The following is a 17,472-nucleotide window of genomic DNA, read 5'->3' as shown; positions in this document are numbered from 1 at the left end:
GCCGGGTTAGGTTCCTAGGAAAACGTCCGCCCTTGTGATTCCGTTAGTGTGGATAGTTATACAGTCGCTGCCAACGCTGACTCGCCGGGCTCTCGCAGTGTGTAATAGCATCGGCGCACGTCAGCACGAGAAAGAGGTTAACCGTGGCAAGGATGAATTGGTTCTGGAAGGCCCTCGGCGGTAAGCAGAGCCGTGACCAGAAACGCAGCGTCTCCCTTGTTCAGAAGGCCAACGATTTAGTCCCTGAGCTCTCCGGACTTGACGACGTCGCGCTTGCCCAGTTTGCCCGTGATAACAAGGACAATGCCCCGGAGCTGCTGGCGGCACTTCGTGAAGTGTCGGAACGCGCCATTGGTATGCGGCCATTTGATGTGCAATTGCAAGGCGCGCTTCGTCTCATCGAAGGCGATGTTGTTCAGATGGCAACAGGTGAGGGCAAGACCTTGTCAGGTGCGCTTGCTGCCGCCGGATTTGCGCTACGTGGTCACCGCGTTCACTCGATTACTGTGAACTCCTATCTTGCCGGTCGCGATGCCGGCTGGATGGGGCCAATCTTCGAGTTCCTCGATCTGTCATCGGCAGCGATTGGGGAGCAAGATGGCCCGGAGCAGCGTCGTCAAGCGTATGCAGCCGACGTTGTGTATGTGGCAGTCAACGAGCTGGGCTTCGATGTGTTGCGCGACCGCTGTGCCACCGATGTTGCCCAGCGTGTGCAGCAACCAGCCGACGTCGCAATCATCGACGAAGCGGACTCCGTGCTCGTTGACGAAGCACTCGTCCCACTCGTGCTTGCTGGTTCAGCGCCGGGTGAAGCTCCTGCGGGGCGCATCACCGATATCGTCCGCAGGCTGGAAAAGAATAAGGACTACACGGTGGACGAAGGGCACCGGAACGCCTTTCTCACCGATTCTGGAGCAAAGCGAGTCGAACGTCTCCTGGGCATCGAATCGCTTTACGACGAAGAGCACATCGGCACCACCCTCGTGCAGGTCAACGTCGCCTTGCATGCTCGCGAATTGCTGCAACGCGATGTCGACTACATTGTTCGCGACGGCAAGGTCCAGTTGGTCGATGCGTCTCGTGGGCGAGTCGCGGATTTGCAGCGGTGGCCTGACGGCCTGCAGGCAGCCGTCGAAGCGAAGGAAGGACTCGTGGTTTCCGAGGGGGGTCGTGTCCTCGATTCTCTGACTATTCAGCAGCTGGTTGGTCGCTACGAAATTAAGTGTGGCATGACAGGTACTGCTGTCGCGGCTGGCGATCAGTTCCGCGAATTCTATGGTTTACGAGTTTCCGTCGTCGAACCCAATGAACCGTGCATTCGCGATGATGAGCCGGACCGCATTTATGCCACCAGCGAGGACGCTTTCGAGGCCATCATCGACGAAATTCTCCGAGTCCAAGCGACTGGACAACCAGTCCTGGTGGGTACGCGCGATGTCGCGGAGTCCGAGCGACTTGCCGATGCGCTGGTCCTCCAAGGTCTCGATGTCGAAGTTCTGAACGCCAAGAATGACGAAGTCGAAGCTTCCATCATCGCCGACGCGGGTGCGCCGGGAAATGTGACCGTATCCACACAGATGGCAGGTCGAGGCACGGATATTCGTCTAGGTGGTTCCGATGAGTCGAAACGCGATCGCGTTGTCGAACTCGGAGGTCTGCGAGTCATTGGTCTTGGCAGGCACCGAACCGCTCGTCTCGACGGCCAGCTACGTGGCCGCGCCGGGCGCCAGGGCGATCCTGGTTCCTCCGTCTTCTTTGTTGCTCTAGACGACGACCTCGTCCTCGAAGGTGGAGCCGGAGAAGAGTTGATGGTGGTCCCGGACAAGGACGGTCGGATTGTGGATGCGAAGGCTGCGTACTTTGTGGAGCATGCGCAACGGGTCACGGAGTCAACCATGCTGTCTATTCACGCTACGACGTGGAAATACAACAAGTTGATCGGCGATCAACGAGACATTTTGGACGAGCGTCGGGAACGTCTGTTGACGACGGACCTAGCGTGGACTGAATTGTCCGAGCGTGAACCGGATCGTGCTGAGGAGATTCTCCGAACGGTCCCGGAAGAAACCGCGATTGAAGCTGCCCGGGAGATCGCTTTGGCTCACCTCGACCGTGGGTGGTCTGATCACTTGGCTGATTTGAACGATCTGCGTGAGTCTGTACACCTTCGCGCACTGGCCAAGGAAAGCCCTATCGACGAGTTCCACAGGGCTGCAATCGCCGCATTCAAGGGGTTGGCTGCGGGAGCCGTCGACAAGGCTGCCCAGACCTTCTGTGAAGTGCCCATCACCGCCGATGGGGTGGACCTAGAAGCGGAAGGCATGGGACGGCCGAGCGCAACATGGACATACATGGTCAATGACAACCCGTTGTCCAATAGCGGTGGCGTGATGGGATCCGTAGCGGCGATGTTTCGGTAGTGTGAAGGATCGCTAAACGACGGCAATGAAGTCGTCGTGTGGCAGTGGTTTAGGTTACAGCTACATCTAAAATCGACTATTCTTAGGTAAGTACCTGCTGTTTCGTTGTAGTCCGTCGCGTTCACACTCCCGCGGTGTGACGGTCAACGCTATGATTTAGACAGAGGTTAGGAAATCGATCCAGATTTCGTTCACGATTGTCCGGAGGAACAAATATGACTAACAGCACCGGCAAGCCGGAAGCATCTGTGGAGACCACTTCGGTCTTCCGCGCAGATCTGCTTAAGGAAATGGAAACCAGCGCTGGTCAGGATCCTGCAGTAGCTGGCATTGAAGGTTTGCCTGAAGGCTCGGCACTGCTCGTTGTTAAGCGTGGCCCGAACGCTGGTTCCCGCTTCCTTCTCGATCAGCCAGTGACCACCGCTGGTCGCCACCCAGATAGCGATATTTTCTTGGATGACGTGACGGTTTCTCGTCGCCACGCTGAGTTCCGTAAGGGCGATGCTGGCTTCGAGGTCGTTGACGTGGGATCGCTGAACGGCACGTACGTTAATCGTGAGCCTAAGAACTCCGCTGCTTTGTCTAATGGCGATGAGGTTCAGATTGGCAAGTTCCGCCTGGTGTTCCTTACCGCGTCCAAGGGCAACTAGATTTCCTCTCGGTGGGAGACTAGATTTTTCTAGGTCCTACCTTTTAGGCAGTCGTCGGGAAGAACCTGTTCGACTGCCTTTCATATGGCAGTTTGATCAGGTTTAAGCAGGAAGATTCGAATACTGTGGCAGCGGTTCCAGCATCAGCACCAAACCCGGGCACGAATTCCGCGGAAAGCGCGAATGGTGCACAGGGCGCTTCGTCGCGCACACGCACGACGGGCAAGATGTCAATCGGCGCTGTTCTCAATGAACTCAAGCAGGAGTTCCCGGATGTCACAGTGTCTAAGATCCGCTTCCTGGAATCTGAGGGCCTGATTTCACCGTCGCGAAGTGCATCAGGCTACCGTCGCTTTGCACGTGCTGACGTCGACCGCTTGCGGTACATCCTGACTGTCCAGCGTGACAATTACCTGCCGTTGAAAGTCATTAAAGAGCAGCTCGACGAAATCGACCAGGGCAACGCCGCTGGTGAAGGGCTGGCATCTGTAACTCCACTGGTTACTGCAGATCAGTTCCGTGAGTCCGCAGTAGTTACGTTGTCTCGATCTGAATTGTGCGATAGGTCGGGGATTGACGAGTCTTTCCTTGATTCTCTGATCACCGCTGGGTTGGTCAAGCCTGACACGATGAACTGCTTCGATGGCGATGCACTGCTGATTGCAGAGACGGCCGCGAAGCTGCGTGACTTCGGTCTTGATGCTCGCCATTTGAAGACGGTGCGCACAGCTGCAACCCGCGAGGCGGACCTTGTTGCACAGGCAGCTCAGCCATTGGCGAAGTCGAAGGGTGGCAAGGGGCGTCAGAAGGCGGAAGAAATGGCCCGTGAGATGACTGCACTGCTGGTCACTCTGCACGGCACTTTGGTTAAGCACCAGGTCAATAAAGATCTGGGCCGCTAGCTCGCGCATATAAAAGTGACTATGTCTGAATTCACTAACGAATTTGTCGAAGTAACCGTTCGTGGCTTGATGGTTCATGGGCCAGAAGAACATCCTGTGCTCTTGGTGCATTCTGAAGAGGGCAATCGAGTCATTCCCATCTGGATTGGTGCTGCCGATGCTGCCAATTTCGCTGCCCGCGATGCCAGCATGACGCAAAACCGACCTGGAATTCACGAGGTTCTGGCGGACACCGTCGATATTCTCGGAACCTCCATCCAGCAGGGCACTATTACTTCCTGTTTTGAAGGCGTGTTCATGGGTGAACTTCAGCTCGCCAATGGCATGACGCTGGATATCCGCCCTTCAGACATGATCATCGTGTGTGATCTCGCCGATGCACCTTTGTTCATTGCTCGCGAAGTCGTCGATTCCGTATCGGTCCCTGCCTCGCGTCTGCTTGACGACGTACTGGGTGAGGGCGAATCTGTCGATGAGGAAGTAGAGGAGTCGTTAAAGGACTTCGCTGCGTTCCTCGAGGGTATTGATGCCACTGACTTCACGGCGCCGGATGCGGACCCTAAATCTGACGAGAGTTAATGTTACTGATGTGATTTAACAAGACGCTTGTGGTGCAAGTTTCACCCGGAATTCTTAATTTCACCCCCAAACGGTGGTGGGGAGTGTCGGTGTCGTCGCAAAGCAAAAAGCCTGGCTACAGTTATCTGAGCTGGGCTTTTGGTATTTCCGCACTCTAAACCTCAACTTTAGGTTTAGGGATGCGGTGTGTCGGGCGAAATCCTGTTGACAGAGTTCTACCCTTAGCGAAAGATGAATGACGGCAGTGGAACTACCAGGGGAGTATTTATATGAGTGACCATTTCGGCCACGAGCCATTGGAACTCGGACTTGATAATCAAGAGTCAGGCGAACGTGTAGTGCAGGATTCTCTGTTCGACATGGGTCCTGATGAAGAAGTCGGGTACCGTGTGCCAATCGCATGTCAGGTGGCGGGAATCACCTACCGTCAGCTCGACTACTGGGCTCGCACGAAGTTGGTCGTCCCCTCTATTCGTGGTGCAAAGGGTTCTGGTACTCAGCGCCTCTACTCGTTCCGCGACATCTTGGTTCTGAAGATCGTCCGTGGCCTCCTGGATACCGGCATTTCGCTGCAGAATATTCGTCTCGCAGTTGAGAAGCTTCGTGATCTTGGTGTCGATGACCTCGCAAACATCACCCTGGTGTCCGACGGTCGCACTGTGTACCAGTGCCGTTCCAATGAAGAAGTTATTGACCTCCTCAACGGTGGTCAGGGTGTGTTCGGTATTGCAGTCCCGGGCATCATGAAGGAACTCACCGGTTCTATCGCGGCGTTCCCATCCGAGCGCATCGATGCCGAAGCGAACGAGGCGCCGGAAGACGAGTTGGCAGCACGCCGTCGTCGCCGTATCGGCTAGTAAGCCACACGTGGTTGGCTCCCTACGCTTCGAACCGCAAATAGAAAAATTCCCCCGGATTGCTCCCTCCGGGGGAATTCTTAGTTCTTCACACCCATAGCCTTGGCAATGGCGTTTTCCAACGTATTTTTGCCTTCAGCGCCAGCTTCGGCAGCGCTTGTCACCTGGGTAACTGTCCCTCCGGTTTGTTGAGCAACCGTGGAGAGCTTGCCACCAGTCGGGTCGTCGTTAAGCAAGACCACGTCGATTCGCACCGGGTGAGCAGCATTTTGCATCTGCGAGATCGCGGACAAAGCATCGGTTGCGTTATCTCCAGTGCTGTCCTTGCCCGAGGTAATAAGGACGACCCGGTTGGTTACCTCTGGGACATGGTTTTGCACTGCGTAGTCGTAAGCGGTTTTCAACGAACGCCACAACCATGCGTCACCAATAGGTACAAGGTGGTTGATGGTTTCGTGCGACTCCGCGAGGCCGTCGGATGCCGATTCCTCAAAGAGGACGTTCTGGCGGACGCCAGTGTAGATGCCATCAGTCTGTGGGGACGAATAGTTCCATACCGCAACTCGCCGCAGCGATGATGGTGCGTCGGCCTGTGTTGGCTTTTCGACGGCCTTGTCCAAGGCTGGTCGCAATGCAGCGGTGACCGCGCCGAGGTCAACGCTTTCGGATGCATCGAGGAGAACCAGCGTTGAGCCTGGCGTTTCAGCTGCGCCGAATGACGTACCACCAGTTTGTCCAGGCGCAATTGCCATCGGGTTGGTTTTAATGAGGTTCAGTGCTGTCACCGCTTGCTTGACCGAACCTGCAACAGTTGCGCCGTGTGACTTTTCTCCGTCCGCCCCATGCCTTTCGGCGAAAGAGGCGAAATCAGCACCAGCTCGGGATGTGAGCTCGTCCATCATGCCGCCAGATCCGAAGGTCACAATCGGAGCGGAGAGCTGCTTTGACCCTTCCGGCGTGATTAGCTCTAGTCCGTTGCCTGCCATCTGCATCATGGACGAAGTTGCGGGAACGCCCTCGATATCAGTGCTACCACTGGAGATTTGTTGCATCAGGGAATCTGACGTGTATTCGCCACCCTTGTAGGCTCGTTCGTGCACCTTGGAGAGGAATTCCTGCATATCGGTATCCGAGGTCAGGTGTGAGTTTGCCACTGCGGATGTGACTGCATCGCCACCGCCAGGGGTAGCGAGGTTTTTGGTCGATAAATCGCCCCACGTGACCGTGGACCGGGATTTGCGTGCCTTACTCTTGGACATTGCAATTCCGACTGCTTCAGGCATCAGTCTTGCCTGATGCATCTCGATAGCAAGCGTTCCTGCCTGCTTAGCGTCATTGACGAAGGAGTCGTCAGCGGGAATCCATACGCCGGGAACGGGGGCATTAGCCGCAATGGCATCGACAACCTCGGCAGATCCGGTGACCATAATTTGTGGGCGAATGCAGTGATCACGCACCACCGGGCGCGACTCGCCATATGCCTGTACTAAGCTCTGCGCCTGTCCCACAAACGCTGGGTCGGTAGTGACGATGAGAGACATATCGCCCTGAGAGCATTGTGCTCGAAGCGCGCGTTCTTGCTCGAGCTTGTCCTTACCGATAGTTGCCCAGCTAACACCAATAGCGATAACAAGAATGACCGCGAGGCCACCAAAAAGTGGGCCTTTGGCAATGCGGTAATTCTGCTTGCCATTCGAGTGCTTGCCCATTGACGAGCGAACTCCTTATCCCCCTTAGGGTATCGACAAAGAATGAACGTTTAAAGATTAGTCGAACACCGAAGAAATATGCTGAACAATCTGAGAACGGATTACCCCAGCACGCTCCGACAATTGTCGTTGTCGAGTGACGTATTCTGCCTTACCTTCAGGAGTTTCAATTGGTACCGGCACGAAGCCCCAGTCCCGCAGGTCATACGGTGAGGCTTCCATGTCTAGTTGGCGTACAGCTTTAGCCAACTCAAATGAATCTAGCCATAATTCGCCCGGAATAATAGGGGCAAGTTTTGTAGCCCACTTGTACAAGTCCATATTTGCATGCAAACAACCCGATTGTTCGCACTCGGGCTGACTAGCTCGCACTGGCTGAAAACGATTCAATGGACGAGCTTTCTCGGTGAAGAAGCGAAAAGCATCGTAATGTGTGCACTTCACAGAATGCGTATCGACAACGTCATTCGTCCCCGCCGATCCCAACCTCAAAGGTTCTGGATGCCGAGGTCGTTCAGTGCGATACACCATCGCCCATTCATGCAGGCCAAAGCAATCGAACTGCGCTGGATTGCTCGCCGTCCGCTGCAATAAGTTCTGGATGTACTTCGCAGACTCGCCTCGCTTTGCGACGAACGCGTCTTTATCCAACTCCGCCCGCCTGTTGCTGATACTTAGGAACTTCACGTGGCCGAGAGAGCCATTGGGAGCTACGTCGCTGTCGCGGACGTCGTCAAGCATTACCCCAACTCCTGGTGACCAGTGCTTCAGCTGACCAGGTGTAACGGGGTAGTAGTCGAAGAGGAAATCCCACACTGGGTGTCGTTCGTTGCGGGAACGTCGCGCCAAGTGATCAGCGGTGAGCGCTTCAACGCGACGAACGTGGTTGTCGTGAGCCTCAAGCCATTCGGGGCGGGAGAGAAGTGTTGTCATGGGGCGTGGGGGAGTCGCGGAGATCACGGCTTTGGCTTCGGCATTTGGCGCGTTGACGACTTCGCTGCTCGTGCAGTGGCCGCGCGTACAGCAGCGGTTTTTGCCTGGGCAGCTTTCGCTGCGGTAGCTGACGCTGTGACTGGGTGCCCAGCCACCCGTTTAGTACTTGGCGAAGTAGCAGAATCAGCGGGGTCACGAACTTCATGAGTCCAGTCGTGTACCACGCCAATGTATTCCTCAATGAGATCTTCCAACATCACGACGCCGAGCACCTGGCCATCAGCGACGGCCTGCGCCATGTGAGCGCGCTTTCGTCGCATCTCACGCAACGTGGTATCGATCGCGCCGTCAGCATCAACGGTAATCAGTGGGCGGATCTCGTGATCAGGGATCTTCGTAGCTGGGCCTGAATCGGCATCAAGCACGCGATCCAATACATCCTTGACGTGAATATAACCACGCCACCCACGCTGGTCAGGGACGCCCTCATACTGGACTGGGAAACGAGAAAAGCCGGTTTCGGACACCCTCCGCTCCAAGTCGCCGACGGTTGGATGCGCAGGGACCGTGCGGACGTCCTTCGACACGATCAAGACTTCACGAATACTTCGGCTACTAGAGCGCAAGGCGCGGTTAAGGCGACGGTGCTCTTCGTCGTCAAGAAGTCCTTCTTGGCGTGATTCAGCGATCATCGACGCAAGTGCGACAGAGTCAACGGTTGAATCGAGTTCGTCTTTCTGCTCGACACCGAATAGGGCAAGCGTGTGGCGAGCAATCCAGTTGAAAAACAGCAGCAGCGGCTTGGTCATGCGGTAGAACATCATGTGCGCAGGAACAAGCCACATGGCCATGGTTTCAGGGCCGGCGAGAGCGATGTTCTTCGGCACCATTTCGCCTAGAACGATATGGAGAATCGAGACCAATAGCAGCGCGATAGCGAAAGAAATGGGGTGCTGGAGGGAATCAGGAACCCCCATCGAATCGAACGGCCCCTCTAAGAGGTGCGCGATCGCGGGCTCCGACACCTTACCGAGCAGGAGAGAGGCGATGGTGATGCCTAATTGCGCAGCGGCAAGCATCATCGACAAATGCTCAGAAGCCTCGATGACAGTCTTGGCACGCTTCTTGCCCTGAGAGAGCAAAGCATCCAAGCGGTCCCGTCGGGCAGCAATCAAGGCGAATTCTGCGCCGACGAAGAAAGCGTTGAAAGCCAGCAATACAAACGTGAGGAGGATGCCAAATAAGTCACTACTCATCGGTCAAACATCTCCTTTGCACGTTCGTTGGTAATTGGGATGAGTAGTGCGCGATCTACGCGACGGCCGTCCATGGACAAAATTCGTGCATACCACCTACCATGCAAACCGGATTCAAACTCGTCCATCGCATCGCGGTCAGTTTCCGGTAATAAGACGATGTCGCCTTCTGTAGGAATTCGTCCGAGTGCGTACATGATCACGCCACCCAAGGTTTCCCACGAGCCGTCTGGAGCGAAGTAGCCAACCTTTGCCGGTAGGTCATCGACGCGAGTAAGACCCGAGCAGTCCCAGCCTTCGATATCTCGGCGAACTTCCTGTTCTGCCTCGACATCGTCGTACTCGTCCCACACCTCACCAAGGATTTCTTCAACGACATCCTCGATGGACACGATGCCCGCAGTACCGCCGTACTCATCGGCAACGAGAGCCACCTGTGAACCCGCCGAACGAACTGCCTCAAGAACAGCATCACCGTCGAGAGACTGCGGCAGGACTGGTACCTTGCGAGCCAATTCACGCATGGTCGTCGTATCGCGCTTGTCAGTTGGCACAGTGAACACGTCCTTGACGTGCACAACACCAATTGTTGCGTCCAAATCCCCGTCGGTAACCGGGAACCGCGAGCGACCAGACTCGAGCGACAGCTTCAATAGATCCGTGACAGTGGACGAGGCATCGAGCGACAGAATCGTCGAACGAGGCGTCATCAAATCCTCTGCGGACGTTTCACCGAAACGCAACGAGCTTTCCAGCATCTGCGCCTTCGGTTTTTCCATCGCACCGGCCTGCGCCGAATTGCGGACGAGTGCTTCCAATTCTTGAGGGGAGCGTGCCGACGCCAGCTCGTCGGCAGGCTTTATACCCAACTTGCTGACCAACCAATTGGCCGTGGCATTCATCGCCTGAATGAAAAGGTAGAAGCCCCAGTTAAACCACATCACTGGGCGTGCGGTTGTCCGGGCGACAGGCAGCGGCTTGGTGATGGCCAGATTCTTTGGCACCAGCTCGCCGTAAATCATTGACAACGCGGTGGCCACAATCAGCGCCAGAATAAGTGCAGTCGAAGTCGCTGCGGACTCAGAAAGTCCAGCCCACTCCAGCATGGGGGTGAAGTACTTGGACAGAATGGGCTCGGCCAGAAAACCAGTGGCCAGAGTGGTTAATGTGATGCCGAGCTGCGCGCCGGACAGGTGATACGACAGGCGATTATGCGCATCTTGCACGGATTTTGCCTGGCCGTCACCCCGCTTGGTTACATCGGCTTCGATGGTGGAGCGTTCGAGACCCGTGAGTGCGAATTCGAACGCAACAAAGAGACCCGTACCCGCAGTCAAGGCTATGAAACCCAGAACTGCAATGACGTTAAGCAATATTTCCATGATTAGGCCGTTATCTTACTTCTTCTAGCAGAAAATAGCTCGCACTAACGGCCCTTTTTGCCAGATCGCTTTGTTCGCTTTGGGCGATGTTGCCTGGAACCGACACCGCTGCGCCCGCCGGAGCCTCGGCCACGACCAAACGCGCCTCGGTTACCAGGTGTGCGCGATCCTGCCTCGTCGCGGTCTCGTTCCTGGAAGCGTGCCGCAACCCGAGGTTTCCGAGCACCTGTGCAATGCATGAACTCGTCATTGTGAGGTGTTCCCAGCACCTCGATAGCAGTGACGCCGGCCCCAGACAGCATGTTCTTCGCTTGCTCGTACTGCCTATCACGAACGATCATCGCAACCGTGCCGGTCTTTCCTGCACGCGCAGTACGACCGGATCGATGCACATAGGTTGCGGAATCCAATGGCGGATCGGCATGAACAACAAGCTCGAGCGAATCAATATCGATACCTCGAGCTGCAACATCCGTCGCAATCAAGACCTTTGTCGTACCTGCCGTAAAATCTGCGAGCACCTTCCGGCGTGCAGTCTGCCCGCGATCACCATGCAACACGTCGACATCAATGTCGTAATAAGCGAGAGCCTCAAACATCGACACCGCTCGCGCCTTCGAGTTGGCAAAAATCACGCACTGTCCCTTACGAGACGCAATCCACGGAATCACGGCATCCGCTTGCTCGTTATCCCGCACACGCAACATCACATGATGCATCGCATCCACCGACACCACAGATGTCTCCGTCCGATGAACCGACGGATCTCGCCCCTCCATCAGATCCGCAACTGTATGCTCACCTTGGTCACGGTGCTTACGCTTTGCGACGAGCGCCTCCGATGCTTCCGGCTCATCTGCATCGTCAAGCGTCGCGGAAAATAAGAGCCGTTGCGCATCATGCGGACATGCTCGCAACAAGCCCAAGACATCTGCGAAGAAGCCTAAATGCGCGAGTTGGTCAGCTTCGTCGACGACGGCGATGCGCACATCGTCGAAATGCAGCAAACCACGTCGCTTCAGGTCATGGGCGCGACCTGGAGTGGCAACGGCGATGTCAACGGGAGCAGCGAGCAGCGTTTGTTGTTTGCGGACATTGTCACCACCGACCAGTGACAACACACGAAGCCCGAAACTGGTGCCCAGATCAGCCAAAACGTCGGCGATCTGGTCTGCCAATTCACGAGTCGGGGAGAGCACGATTGCTCGTGGCCGACCAGGTTTGGAAGCACCACCGGATAGCAGCTGAACCAAAGGGACGCCGAAACCGATTGTCTTACCGGAACCCGTGGGTGCCTGCGCCATGACATCCCGGCGAGCAAGAGCATCCGGAATGACGAGGGACTGAATCGGAGTCGGCGAAGTGACCCGCATTCCCCGTAGGGCACGGATGAGCGGGTCGGCAACACCTAGCGTTGCAAAGTCTGGCATGAAGACCAGATTACCGGGAGAGATGCACTACGCTTCAATCTCAGAACGGTCGCCGGACCACCGGGTGTGGAACTTGCCTGGCTTATCAACACGCTCGTACGTGTGAGCGCCAAAGAAGTCACGCTGACCCTGAATGAGCGCCGCTGGCAGGCGGTGTGCGCGCAAGGAGTCGTAGTACGACAGCGACGACGAGAACACCGGTACTGGCAGACCCAACTGCGTTGCCAAGATAACAATTCGACGCCAAGAATCCATCAAGTCGCCCAACTCGCCCTTGAAGTAAGGATCAAGTAGCAACGATTCCAGTTCAGGATTGGTGTCGTATGCCTCGCGAATGCGGTTCAAGAATTTCGCACGAATGATGCAGCCACCACGCCAAATCGTAGCGAGGTCGCGTGGATCAACGTTCCAGTCGTACTCAGCCGAGCCAGCCTTGATCTCATCGAAGCCCTGCGCATACGCAACGAGCTTGGAGGCGTACAGTGCGCGACGGACATCCTCAACGAACTCCTGCTTGTCGACGCCCAGCGCCTCCAGCGTGGTGACGTCGCCCGAGGGGAGGTTGTCGATAGTTGCAGCGCGCTGGTCACGAGCACCCGACAGGGCACGAGCGAACACAGCCTCACCGATGCCCGTTACTGGGATACCCAGGTCGAGGGCAGCCTTGACGGTCCAGCGACCAGTGCCCTTTTGGCCTGCAGCATCGACGATGACGTCGACAAGTGGCTTGCCGGTTTCAGCATCAACCTGGGAGAGAACCTCTGCCGTGATTTCGATGAGGTAGGAGTCCAAGTCGCCAGCATTCCAGGTGCGGAAGATGTCAGCGATCTCCGCTGGCTCCAGACCTGCTGCGTAACGGAGCAGCTGGTAGGCCTCGCCGATGACCTGCATGTCGGCGTACTCGATGCCGTTGTGGACCATCTTGACGAAGTGTCCCGCACCATCTGGGCCGATATGGGTTACGCAGGGAGTGCCATCGACAACAGCAGCCACGGACTCGAGCAGCGGGCCGAGGGATTCGTAGGATTCGGCTGGTCCGCCAGGCATGATTGCCGGGCCATTGAGAGCGCCCTCTTCGCCACCTGAGATACCTGCGCCGACGAAGTGCAAGCCGCGTTCGCGGATTTCAGCTTCACGACGAATCGTGTCGGTGTACAGCGCATTTCCGCCGTCGATAATGATGTCGCCTTCATCCATCGCATCTGCAAGCTGGTTGATGACCGCATCAGTTGCCGCACCTGCCTGCACCATGATGAGTGCGCGTCGAGGACGCTCCAGTGAAGCAACAAAGTCTTCGATGGTTTCGGACGGGATGAAAGCACCCTCGTCGCCGTAATTCGCCATCATGTCGCGCGTCTTCTGCGGGCTACGGTTGAACACTGCGACCGTATTGCCATTACGAGCAAAATTGCGGGCAATGTTGGAACCCATGACTGCAAGCCCAACGACACCAATCTGTGCCTTACCGGTTTCCGCGACTGCATTCGTGTTTTCTGCGTTCGTCATTCTGAAGTGTTCACCATTTTCCATCGAGAATGTATGCGCAGCGATGTGCGCGGTTAAACGGTTACCAGACTAGTCTCTGCTCGGCCATTGACGTGGAGCCTGGGCCCGTAAATCTACGTATCCGAGCTATGAGTTTAGAACTATTTTGCAAACGTGCGTGGATATTCCTAGAGAGTGCCCACAATAGTTTCTGTTGATATCTACACTTGTTGCAATCAGTGCACGTGCGATTGTCGTACGGGCCTGTCGATCAGGCTTTTGAGCTAGATACACGCAATGGTTGGAGAAACGCGCACATGAAGAACAACGACACCACACCTCAAGCCAACGAGTCGTCGACTGACCGGTCAGCAGCACTTGGCGAGTATGTCAGCATGTTGCGCATGGCTGCTCAGTCGCCACTGACCAGTGAGCAAATCGCATCGTTGAACGACTCGATGGCAATTCGAGAAATCGCTGGTCTGGATGCAACGATCGGAACGTCATACCGCGAAATGGGTCCAAACCATCTCGTCATGGAAATGACCGTGGACGAGCGTCATTTGCAGCCGTGGGGATTAGCCAATGGTGGCATGTTTGCAACGCTGGGAGAGTCTGCTGGATCTGTTGCCGGCTTCATCGCGGTGGGTGGAAAACAGCCGGTAGTGGGTGTCAATAACAGCACTGACTTCTATCGCTCAGCGCAAGCCGGTGATGTCGTCGTGTCAACGGCGACCCCGGTGCACCTTGGACGTACTTCCCAGGTGTGGGAAATTCGGCATACGCGAGACTCTGACGGAAAACTCCTCAGTCGCACGAATCTTCGTCTCGCAATCTTGCCTGCAGAAGCCAAGTAGCCAAGCCGGACGCTAACAGAAAAAGACTGCCCAGCAGCTGATTGCTACGGGCAGTCTTTACTTGTGCGCCTAGTGCGCCACTAGGGCAGGACTAGCTGTTATTGCGATGTGCCTCGCGGATCTCGGCAGGTGCGTCATCCGAGTCCTCGGACAACTCAGCCAAACGGTTCATCGCATTTCGAGCGAACATCTGCTGGCGGGTTGCCACCATCTGCCAACGGTCACGGCTCATGACATTGAGGCCCCAGCTGACCACGGAGACCAGGCGGTTGCGGAAGCCAACCAGGAACATCAGGTGAACAGCGAGCCACAACAGCCAACCAATGAAGCCTGCAACCTCGACCTTGCCCATCTTCACCACAGCGGAGAAGCGGGAGACAGTTGCCATGGAGCCCTTGTCGAAGTACTCGAACGGCGTGCGTTCGGAAACGTCGCGACCTTCCGCCTCGGCAGCAATGTTTTCGGCGACGTATTCGCCACCCTGGATTGCGACCTGAGCGACGCCCGGCAAGTTGTTTGCATTAGCCATATCGCCAACGGCGTAGACGTTCTTGTAGGTGCCAACGGTCAAGTCATCGTTCACAATGACACGACCTGGGCGGTCTACCTCTGCTCCACACTTGTCGGCAACTAGCTTTGCAAGTGGGGATGCTGCAACACCTGCAGACCAAATCTTGCAGTACGACGGGATGAACGTCTCGGTGTTATCCGCCATGCTCTTGTAGGTAACGCCCTCGTCGTTGACATCGGTAACCATTGCACCGAGCTTGACGACGACACCCAGCTTCTCCAGCTGCTTCTGAGCATTACGACCCAGACGCTTACCGAATGGTGGGAGCACCTGATTCGCGCCGTCGAGAAGTACAACTCGAGCGGAGTGAGGATTGTATGAGCGGTACGAGGAAGCGAGAGTACGGTTTGCCAGCTCTGCGACCTGACCGGCAAGCTCGACGCCCGTTGGGCCAGCGCCAACGATCACGAAGGTGAGCAGGCGCTCGCGTTCTGCTGGATCTTCGGTGACCTCAGCGCGCTCGAATGCGGCAATAATGCGAGCGCGAATTTCGAGAGCATCGTCGATGGTCTTCATGCCCGGCGCGAACTCAGCGAAGTGGTCGTTGCCGAAGTAGCCCTGGCCAGCGCCAGTAGCGAGAATGAGGTGATCGTACGACCACACGTTGGTGGATTCGCCGAGGTGCGAAGTGATGGTCTGCGCATCCTCGTCGATATCAGTGACGACACCCTTAACAACACGGATGTTAGGAATGCCGTCGAAGATCTGACGGGTTGGGGGAGCAATTTCGCCAGACGACAGAAGGCCGGTTGCTACCTGGTAGAGCAGTGGCTGGAACAGGTGGTGATTGGTCCGGTCGATGAGGGTTACGTCGACCTCAGCGTCCTTGAGCTTTCGAGCGGCGAACAAGCCACCGAAGCCCGAACCGACGATCACGACGTGTGGTCGGCCGGTATTCGGACGATACGGCGTCTCGGTCATGTAAATTCTCCTCACAAGGCTGCAAATGTATGGGTTACGCAGACATGATAGTACCCCGGTGAGCCATCGCATATTTTGCGAGTTTTCCCGGTAGTCTTTTCCTGGTTCAAGGTCTGTCATGACTGGGTGGAACGCCCCGTCATTCTTCACTGAAGGAGCTACGTGAATAGCGGAGAGCGCTCATCAATCGATGCATCTCGGTGGCCCCGTGTCGCGCGTACTCCCGACGGATTCATGCTGGATAACCGCTCGAAATGGGCTGCTGACGCTTTCGCTGCTACGTGTGCTCGCGCTGGTATCGCTCGCGAAACGTCGAGGGAGGGCACCGATGAGCTCCGTATTGAAGTTCGCGATGAAATGTTGTTCGACCGCATCGCCGAGGCAGATTGGTTAGGCCTCGGTGAGTCTTACCTTGCGGGGGAATGGGACTGCGAGCGTCTTCCTGAAGCGCTCTCCAAACTTCTCGATGAGGGCCTCGATGGCGGCCCTAAAGGATCAATGCTGCGGAGTATGCGCACTCTAGCTAGGAGTCGTCCGCAGCCCGAAGCCATTAGTGGTGGCGCGGAACTACCAACGACTCTGCTGGGCTTGATCGCTGGCCCCAATCTGGCCACAGGTTCAGCTCTATTTGCGTCTGGTGTCCGCACGACTGTCCAGGAGATGAAAACCAACCATGCGCCGGGCGCCGGGCGTTCTGGTTTTCCTAGTAAGTGGCCAGTTCACGTCACCTATATTGATCCTCCAAAGCACGTTGCGCGCGTTGACTTTGCGACGGCTCAGCTGCGACGCATCGATGCCATGCTTGACGCTGGTCGGGTGCGAGCTGGTGACCACGTGTTGGTGTGGCCGTCTACTGGCGGTGAGGTAGCGTTGCGTGCCGCTGATCGTGGTGCAGGAGTTGATGTGCTTGCAGTGCGCGAAGATCACGCGGAGACGATTCTTGATCGCGCGGAGGAAGCTGGCCTCGGTGGTGTCGTTCAGGTGTTGCGTGCTGATAATGAGGTGCCTTCACCACGTGAATTCGATAGTGACTACGAAGCGATTATCAATGTCGAGCGTCTGGAAACTTTCGGTAAAGCGCGGTTGCGTAGCTGGTTACGCAATGCCGAGCGGATTCTGACGCCGGAAGGCACCATTGTCGTCCAGATGGCTGTGGCGACGGACACATTCGATGAGGCAGCGGATTCGGCCACCGATATCGTGCGTTCCTATATCTGGCCAAACCTGTATTACCCAACGATGGAGAACTTGCGACGTATCGTTGACCGTGACACTGGTATGCGGATCGCTGCGGAAACCCACTACCCAGGTCATTACAGCGAGACGCTCAAACTAAATCGCGACTTCTTCGCTGCGTGCTCACGCAAAGCTGCGGGTCTAGGATATGACCGTGTTTATCGTCGGCTGTGGGATTATCACCTCGCGTTGCAACAAGCATTGGTAGATACCGGCCGACTGAATATGGTTCAGCTGGAAATTGTGAAGGTTTCTAAGCGACGTCGATAGTTAAGCATTAGCTT

At 56.2% G+C, this 17,472-nt stretch carries 14 protein-coding genes; 7 read left to right on the top strand and 7 right to left on the bottom strand.

Going from position 1 to position 17,472, the window contains the following annotated elements; translation table 11 throughout:
* Window positions 1-143: 143 nt before the first annotated feature.
* From secA2 to WG934_RS06285, 5 genes are all read left to right on the top strand, one after another.
* A complete protein-coding gene (gene secA2 / locus WG934_RS06305; protein WP_339978633.1) occupies window positions 144-2,420 on the top strand; it encodes an accessory Sec system translocase SecA2 in 2,277 nt (758 codons plus the stop codon).
* Window positions 2,421-2,635: 215 nt separating this feature from the next.
* Window positions 2,636-3,070, top strand: coding sequence for an oxoglutarate dehydrogenase inhibitor Odhl (odhI, locus tag WG934_RS06300; RefSeq protein ID WP_339978631.1), 435 nt, complete (start codon window positions 2,636-2,638; stop codon window positions 3,068-3,070).
* A gap of 125 nt (window positions 3,071-3,195) precedes the next feature.
* Window positions 3,196-3,972, top strand: a complete 777-nt coding sequence (ftsR, locus tag WG934_RS06295) for a transcriptional regulator FtsR (RefSeq protein WP_445228192.1) — start codon at window positions 3,196-3,198, stop codon at window positions 3,970-3,972.
* 21 nt (window positions 3,973-3,993) lie between these two features.
* Window positions 3,994-4,551, top strand: coding sequence for a bifunctional nuclease family protein (locus tag WG934_RS06290; protein ID WP_339978627.1), 558 nt, complete (start codon window positions 3,994-3,996; stop codon window positions 4,549-4,551).
* Between the two features lie 359 nt (window positions 4,552-4,910).
* Entirely contained in the window at window positions 4,911-5,408 is a 498-nt protein-coding gene (locus WG934_RS06285; RefSeq protein ID WP_339978873.1) for a MerR family transcriptional regulator, read from the top strand.
* Between the two features lie 80 nt (window positions 5,409-5,488).
* On the opposite strand, the gene WG934_RS06280 is transcribed toward WG934_RS06285, so the two are convergent.
* From WG934_RS06280 to gndA, 6 genes are read right to left on the bottom strand one after another with little or no spacing between them, the layout of a single operon-like run.
* The gene (locus WG934_RS06280) at window positions 5,489-7,117 is read right to left on the bottom strand and encodes a hypothetical protein (RefSeq protein ID WP_339989170.1); all 1,629 of its coding nucleotides are present in this window, start codon (window positions 7,115-7,117) and stop codon (window positions 5,489-5,491) included.
* Window positions 7,118-7,174: 57 nt separating this feature from the next.
* A complete protein-coding gene (locus WG934_RS06275) occupies window positions 7,175-8,050 on the bottom strand; it encodes a 3-methyladenine DNA glycosylase (RefSeq protein ID WP_339989168.1) in 876 nt (291 codons plus the stop codon).
* A 23-nt stretch (window positions 8,051-8,073) separates the two neighbouring features.
* Window positions 8,074-9,306 (bottom strand): hemolysin family protein, encoded by a 1,233-nt coding sequence (locus WG934_RS06270; RefSeq protein ID WP_339978621.1) that lies wholly within the window; start codon window positions 9,304-9,306, stop codon window positions 8,074-8,076.
* Window positions 9,303-10,688: a hemolysin family protein gene (locus WG934_RS06265; RefSeq protein ID WP_339989167.1), complete on the bottom strand. Its 1,386-nt coding sequence runs from the start codon at window positions 10,686-10,688 to the stop codon at window positions 9,303-9,305. The genes WG934_RS06270 and WG934_RS06265 overlap by 4 nt, the downstream gene beginning before the upstream one ends.
* A 44-nt stretch (window positions 10,689-10,732) precedes the next feature.
* The gene (locus WG934_RS06260; protein ID WP_339989166.1) at window positions 10,733-12,118 is read right to left on the bottom strand and encodes a DEAD/DEAH box helicase; all 1,386 of its coding nucleotides are present in this window, start codon (window positions 12,116-12,118) and stop codon (window positions 10,733-10,735) included.
* Window positions 12,119-12,145: 27 nt separating this feature from the next.
* On the bottom strand, window positions 12,146-13,624 hold the full coding sequence (gene gndA, locus WG934_RS06255) for an NADP-dependent phosphogluconate dehydrogenase (RefSeq protein WP_339978615.1): 1,479 nt from the start codon (window positions 13,622-13,624) through the stop codon (window positions 12,146-12,148).
* 296 nt (window positions 13,625-13,920) lie between these two features.
* Between gndA and WG934_RS06250 the strand changes: the two genes are divergently transcribed.
* A complete protein-coding gene (locus WG934_RS06250) occupies window positions 13,921-14,460 on the top strand; it encodes a PaaI family thioesterase (protein WP_339989164.1) in 540 nt (179 codons plus the stop codon).
* Window positions 14,461-14,551: 91 nt separating this feature from the next.
* Here the strand turns inward: WG934_RS06250 and WG934_RS06245 are convergent, their stop codons facing one another.
* On the bottom strand, window positions 14,552-15,952 hold the full coding sequence (locus WG934_RS06245; RefSeq protein ID WP_339978611.1) for an NAD(P)/FAD-dependent oxidoreductase: 1,401 nt from the start codon (window positions 15,950-15,952) through the stop codon (window positions 14,552-14,554).
* A gap of 162 nt (window positions 15,953-16,114) precedes the next feature.
* Between WG934_RS06245 and WG934_RS06240 the strand changes: the two genes are divergently transcribed.
* Entirely contained in the window at window positions 16,115-17,458 is a 1,344-nt protein-coding gene (locus WG934_RS06240) for a class I SAM-dependent methyltransferase (protein WP_339989163.1), read from the top strand.
* The last annotated feature ends 14 nt before the right edge of the window (window positions 17,459-17,472 follow it).

Source organism: Corynebacterium sp. H78 (genome assembly GCF_037572275.1).
Classification (GTDB): domain Bacteria; phylum Actinomycetota; class Actinomycetes; order Mycobacteriales; family Mycobacteriaceae; genus Corynebacterium.
This window is presented reverse-complemented; position numbering and strand designations above follow the sequence as displayed.

What these genes read in the sequence shown, in the direction of transcription:
- WG934_RS06270 (WP_339978621.1), bottom strand. Translation starts at nt 9,306, where the DNA reads ATGAGTAGTGACTTATTTGGCATCCTCCTCACGTTTGTATTGCTGGCT.
- odhI (WP_339978631.1), top strand. Translation starts at nt 2,636, where the DNA reads ATGACTAACAGCACCGGCAAGCCGGAAGCATCTGTGGAGACCACTTCG.
- gndA (WP_339978615.1), bottom strand. Translation starts at nt 13,624, where the DNA reads ATGACGAACGCAGAAAACACGAATGCAGTCGCGGAAACCGGTAAGGCA.
- WG934_RS06245 (WP_339978611.1), bottom strand. Translation starts at nt 15,952, where the DNA reads ATGACCGAGACGCCGTATCGTCCGAATACCGGCCGACCACACGTCGTG.
- WG934_RS06265 (WP_339989167.1), bottom strand. Translation starts at nt 10,688, where the DNA reads ATGGAAATATTGCTTAACGTCATTGCAGTTCTGGGTTTCATAGCCTTG.
- WG934_RS06260 (WP_339989166.1), bottom strand. Translation starts at nt 12,118, where the DNA reads ATGCCAGACTTTGCAACGCTAGGTGTTGCCGACCCGCTCATCCGTGCC.
- WG934_RS06280 (WP_339989170.1), bottom strand. Translation starts at nt 7,117, where the DNA reads ATGGGCAAGCACTCGAATGGCAAGCAGAATTACCGCATTGCCAAAGGC.
- WG934_RS06275 (WP_339989168.1), bottom strand. Translation starts at nt 8,050, where the DNA reads ATGACAACACTTCTCTCCCGCCCCGAATGGCTTGAGGCTCACGACAAC.
- WG934_RS06285 (WP_339978873.1), top strand. Translation starts at nt 4,911, where the DNA reads ATGGGTCCTGATGAAGAAGTCGGGTACCGTGTGCCAATCGCATGTCAG.
- WG934_RS06290 (WP_339978627.1), top strand. Translation starts at nt 3,994, where the DNA reads ATGTCTGAATTCACTAACGAATTTGTCGAAGTAACCGTTCGTGGCTTG.
- WG934_RS06250 (WP_339989164.1), top strand. Translation starts at nt 13,921, where the DNA reads ATGAAGAACAACGACACCACACCTCAAGCCAACGAGTCGTCGACTGAC.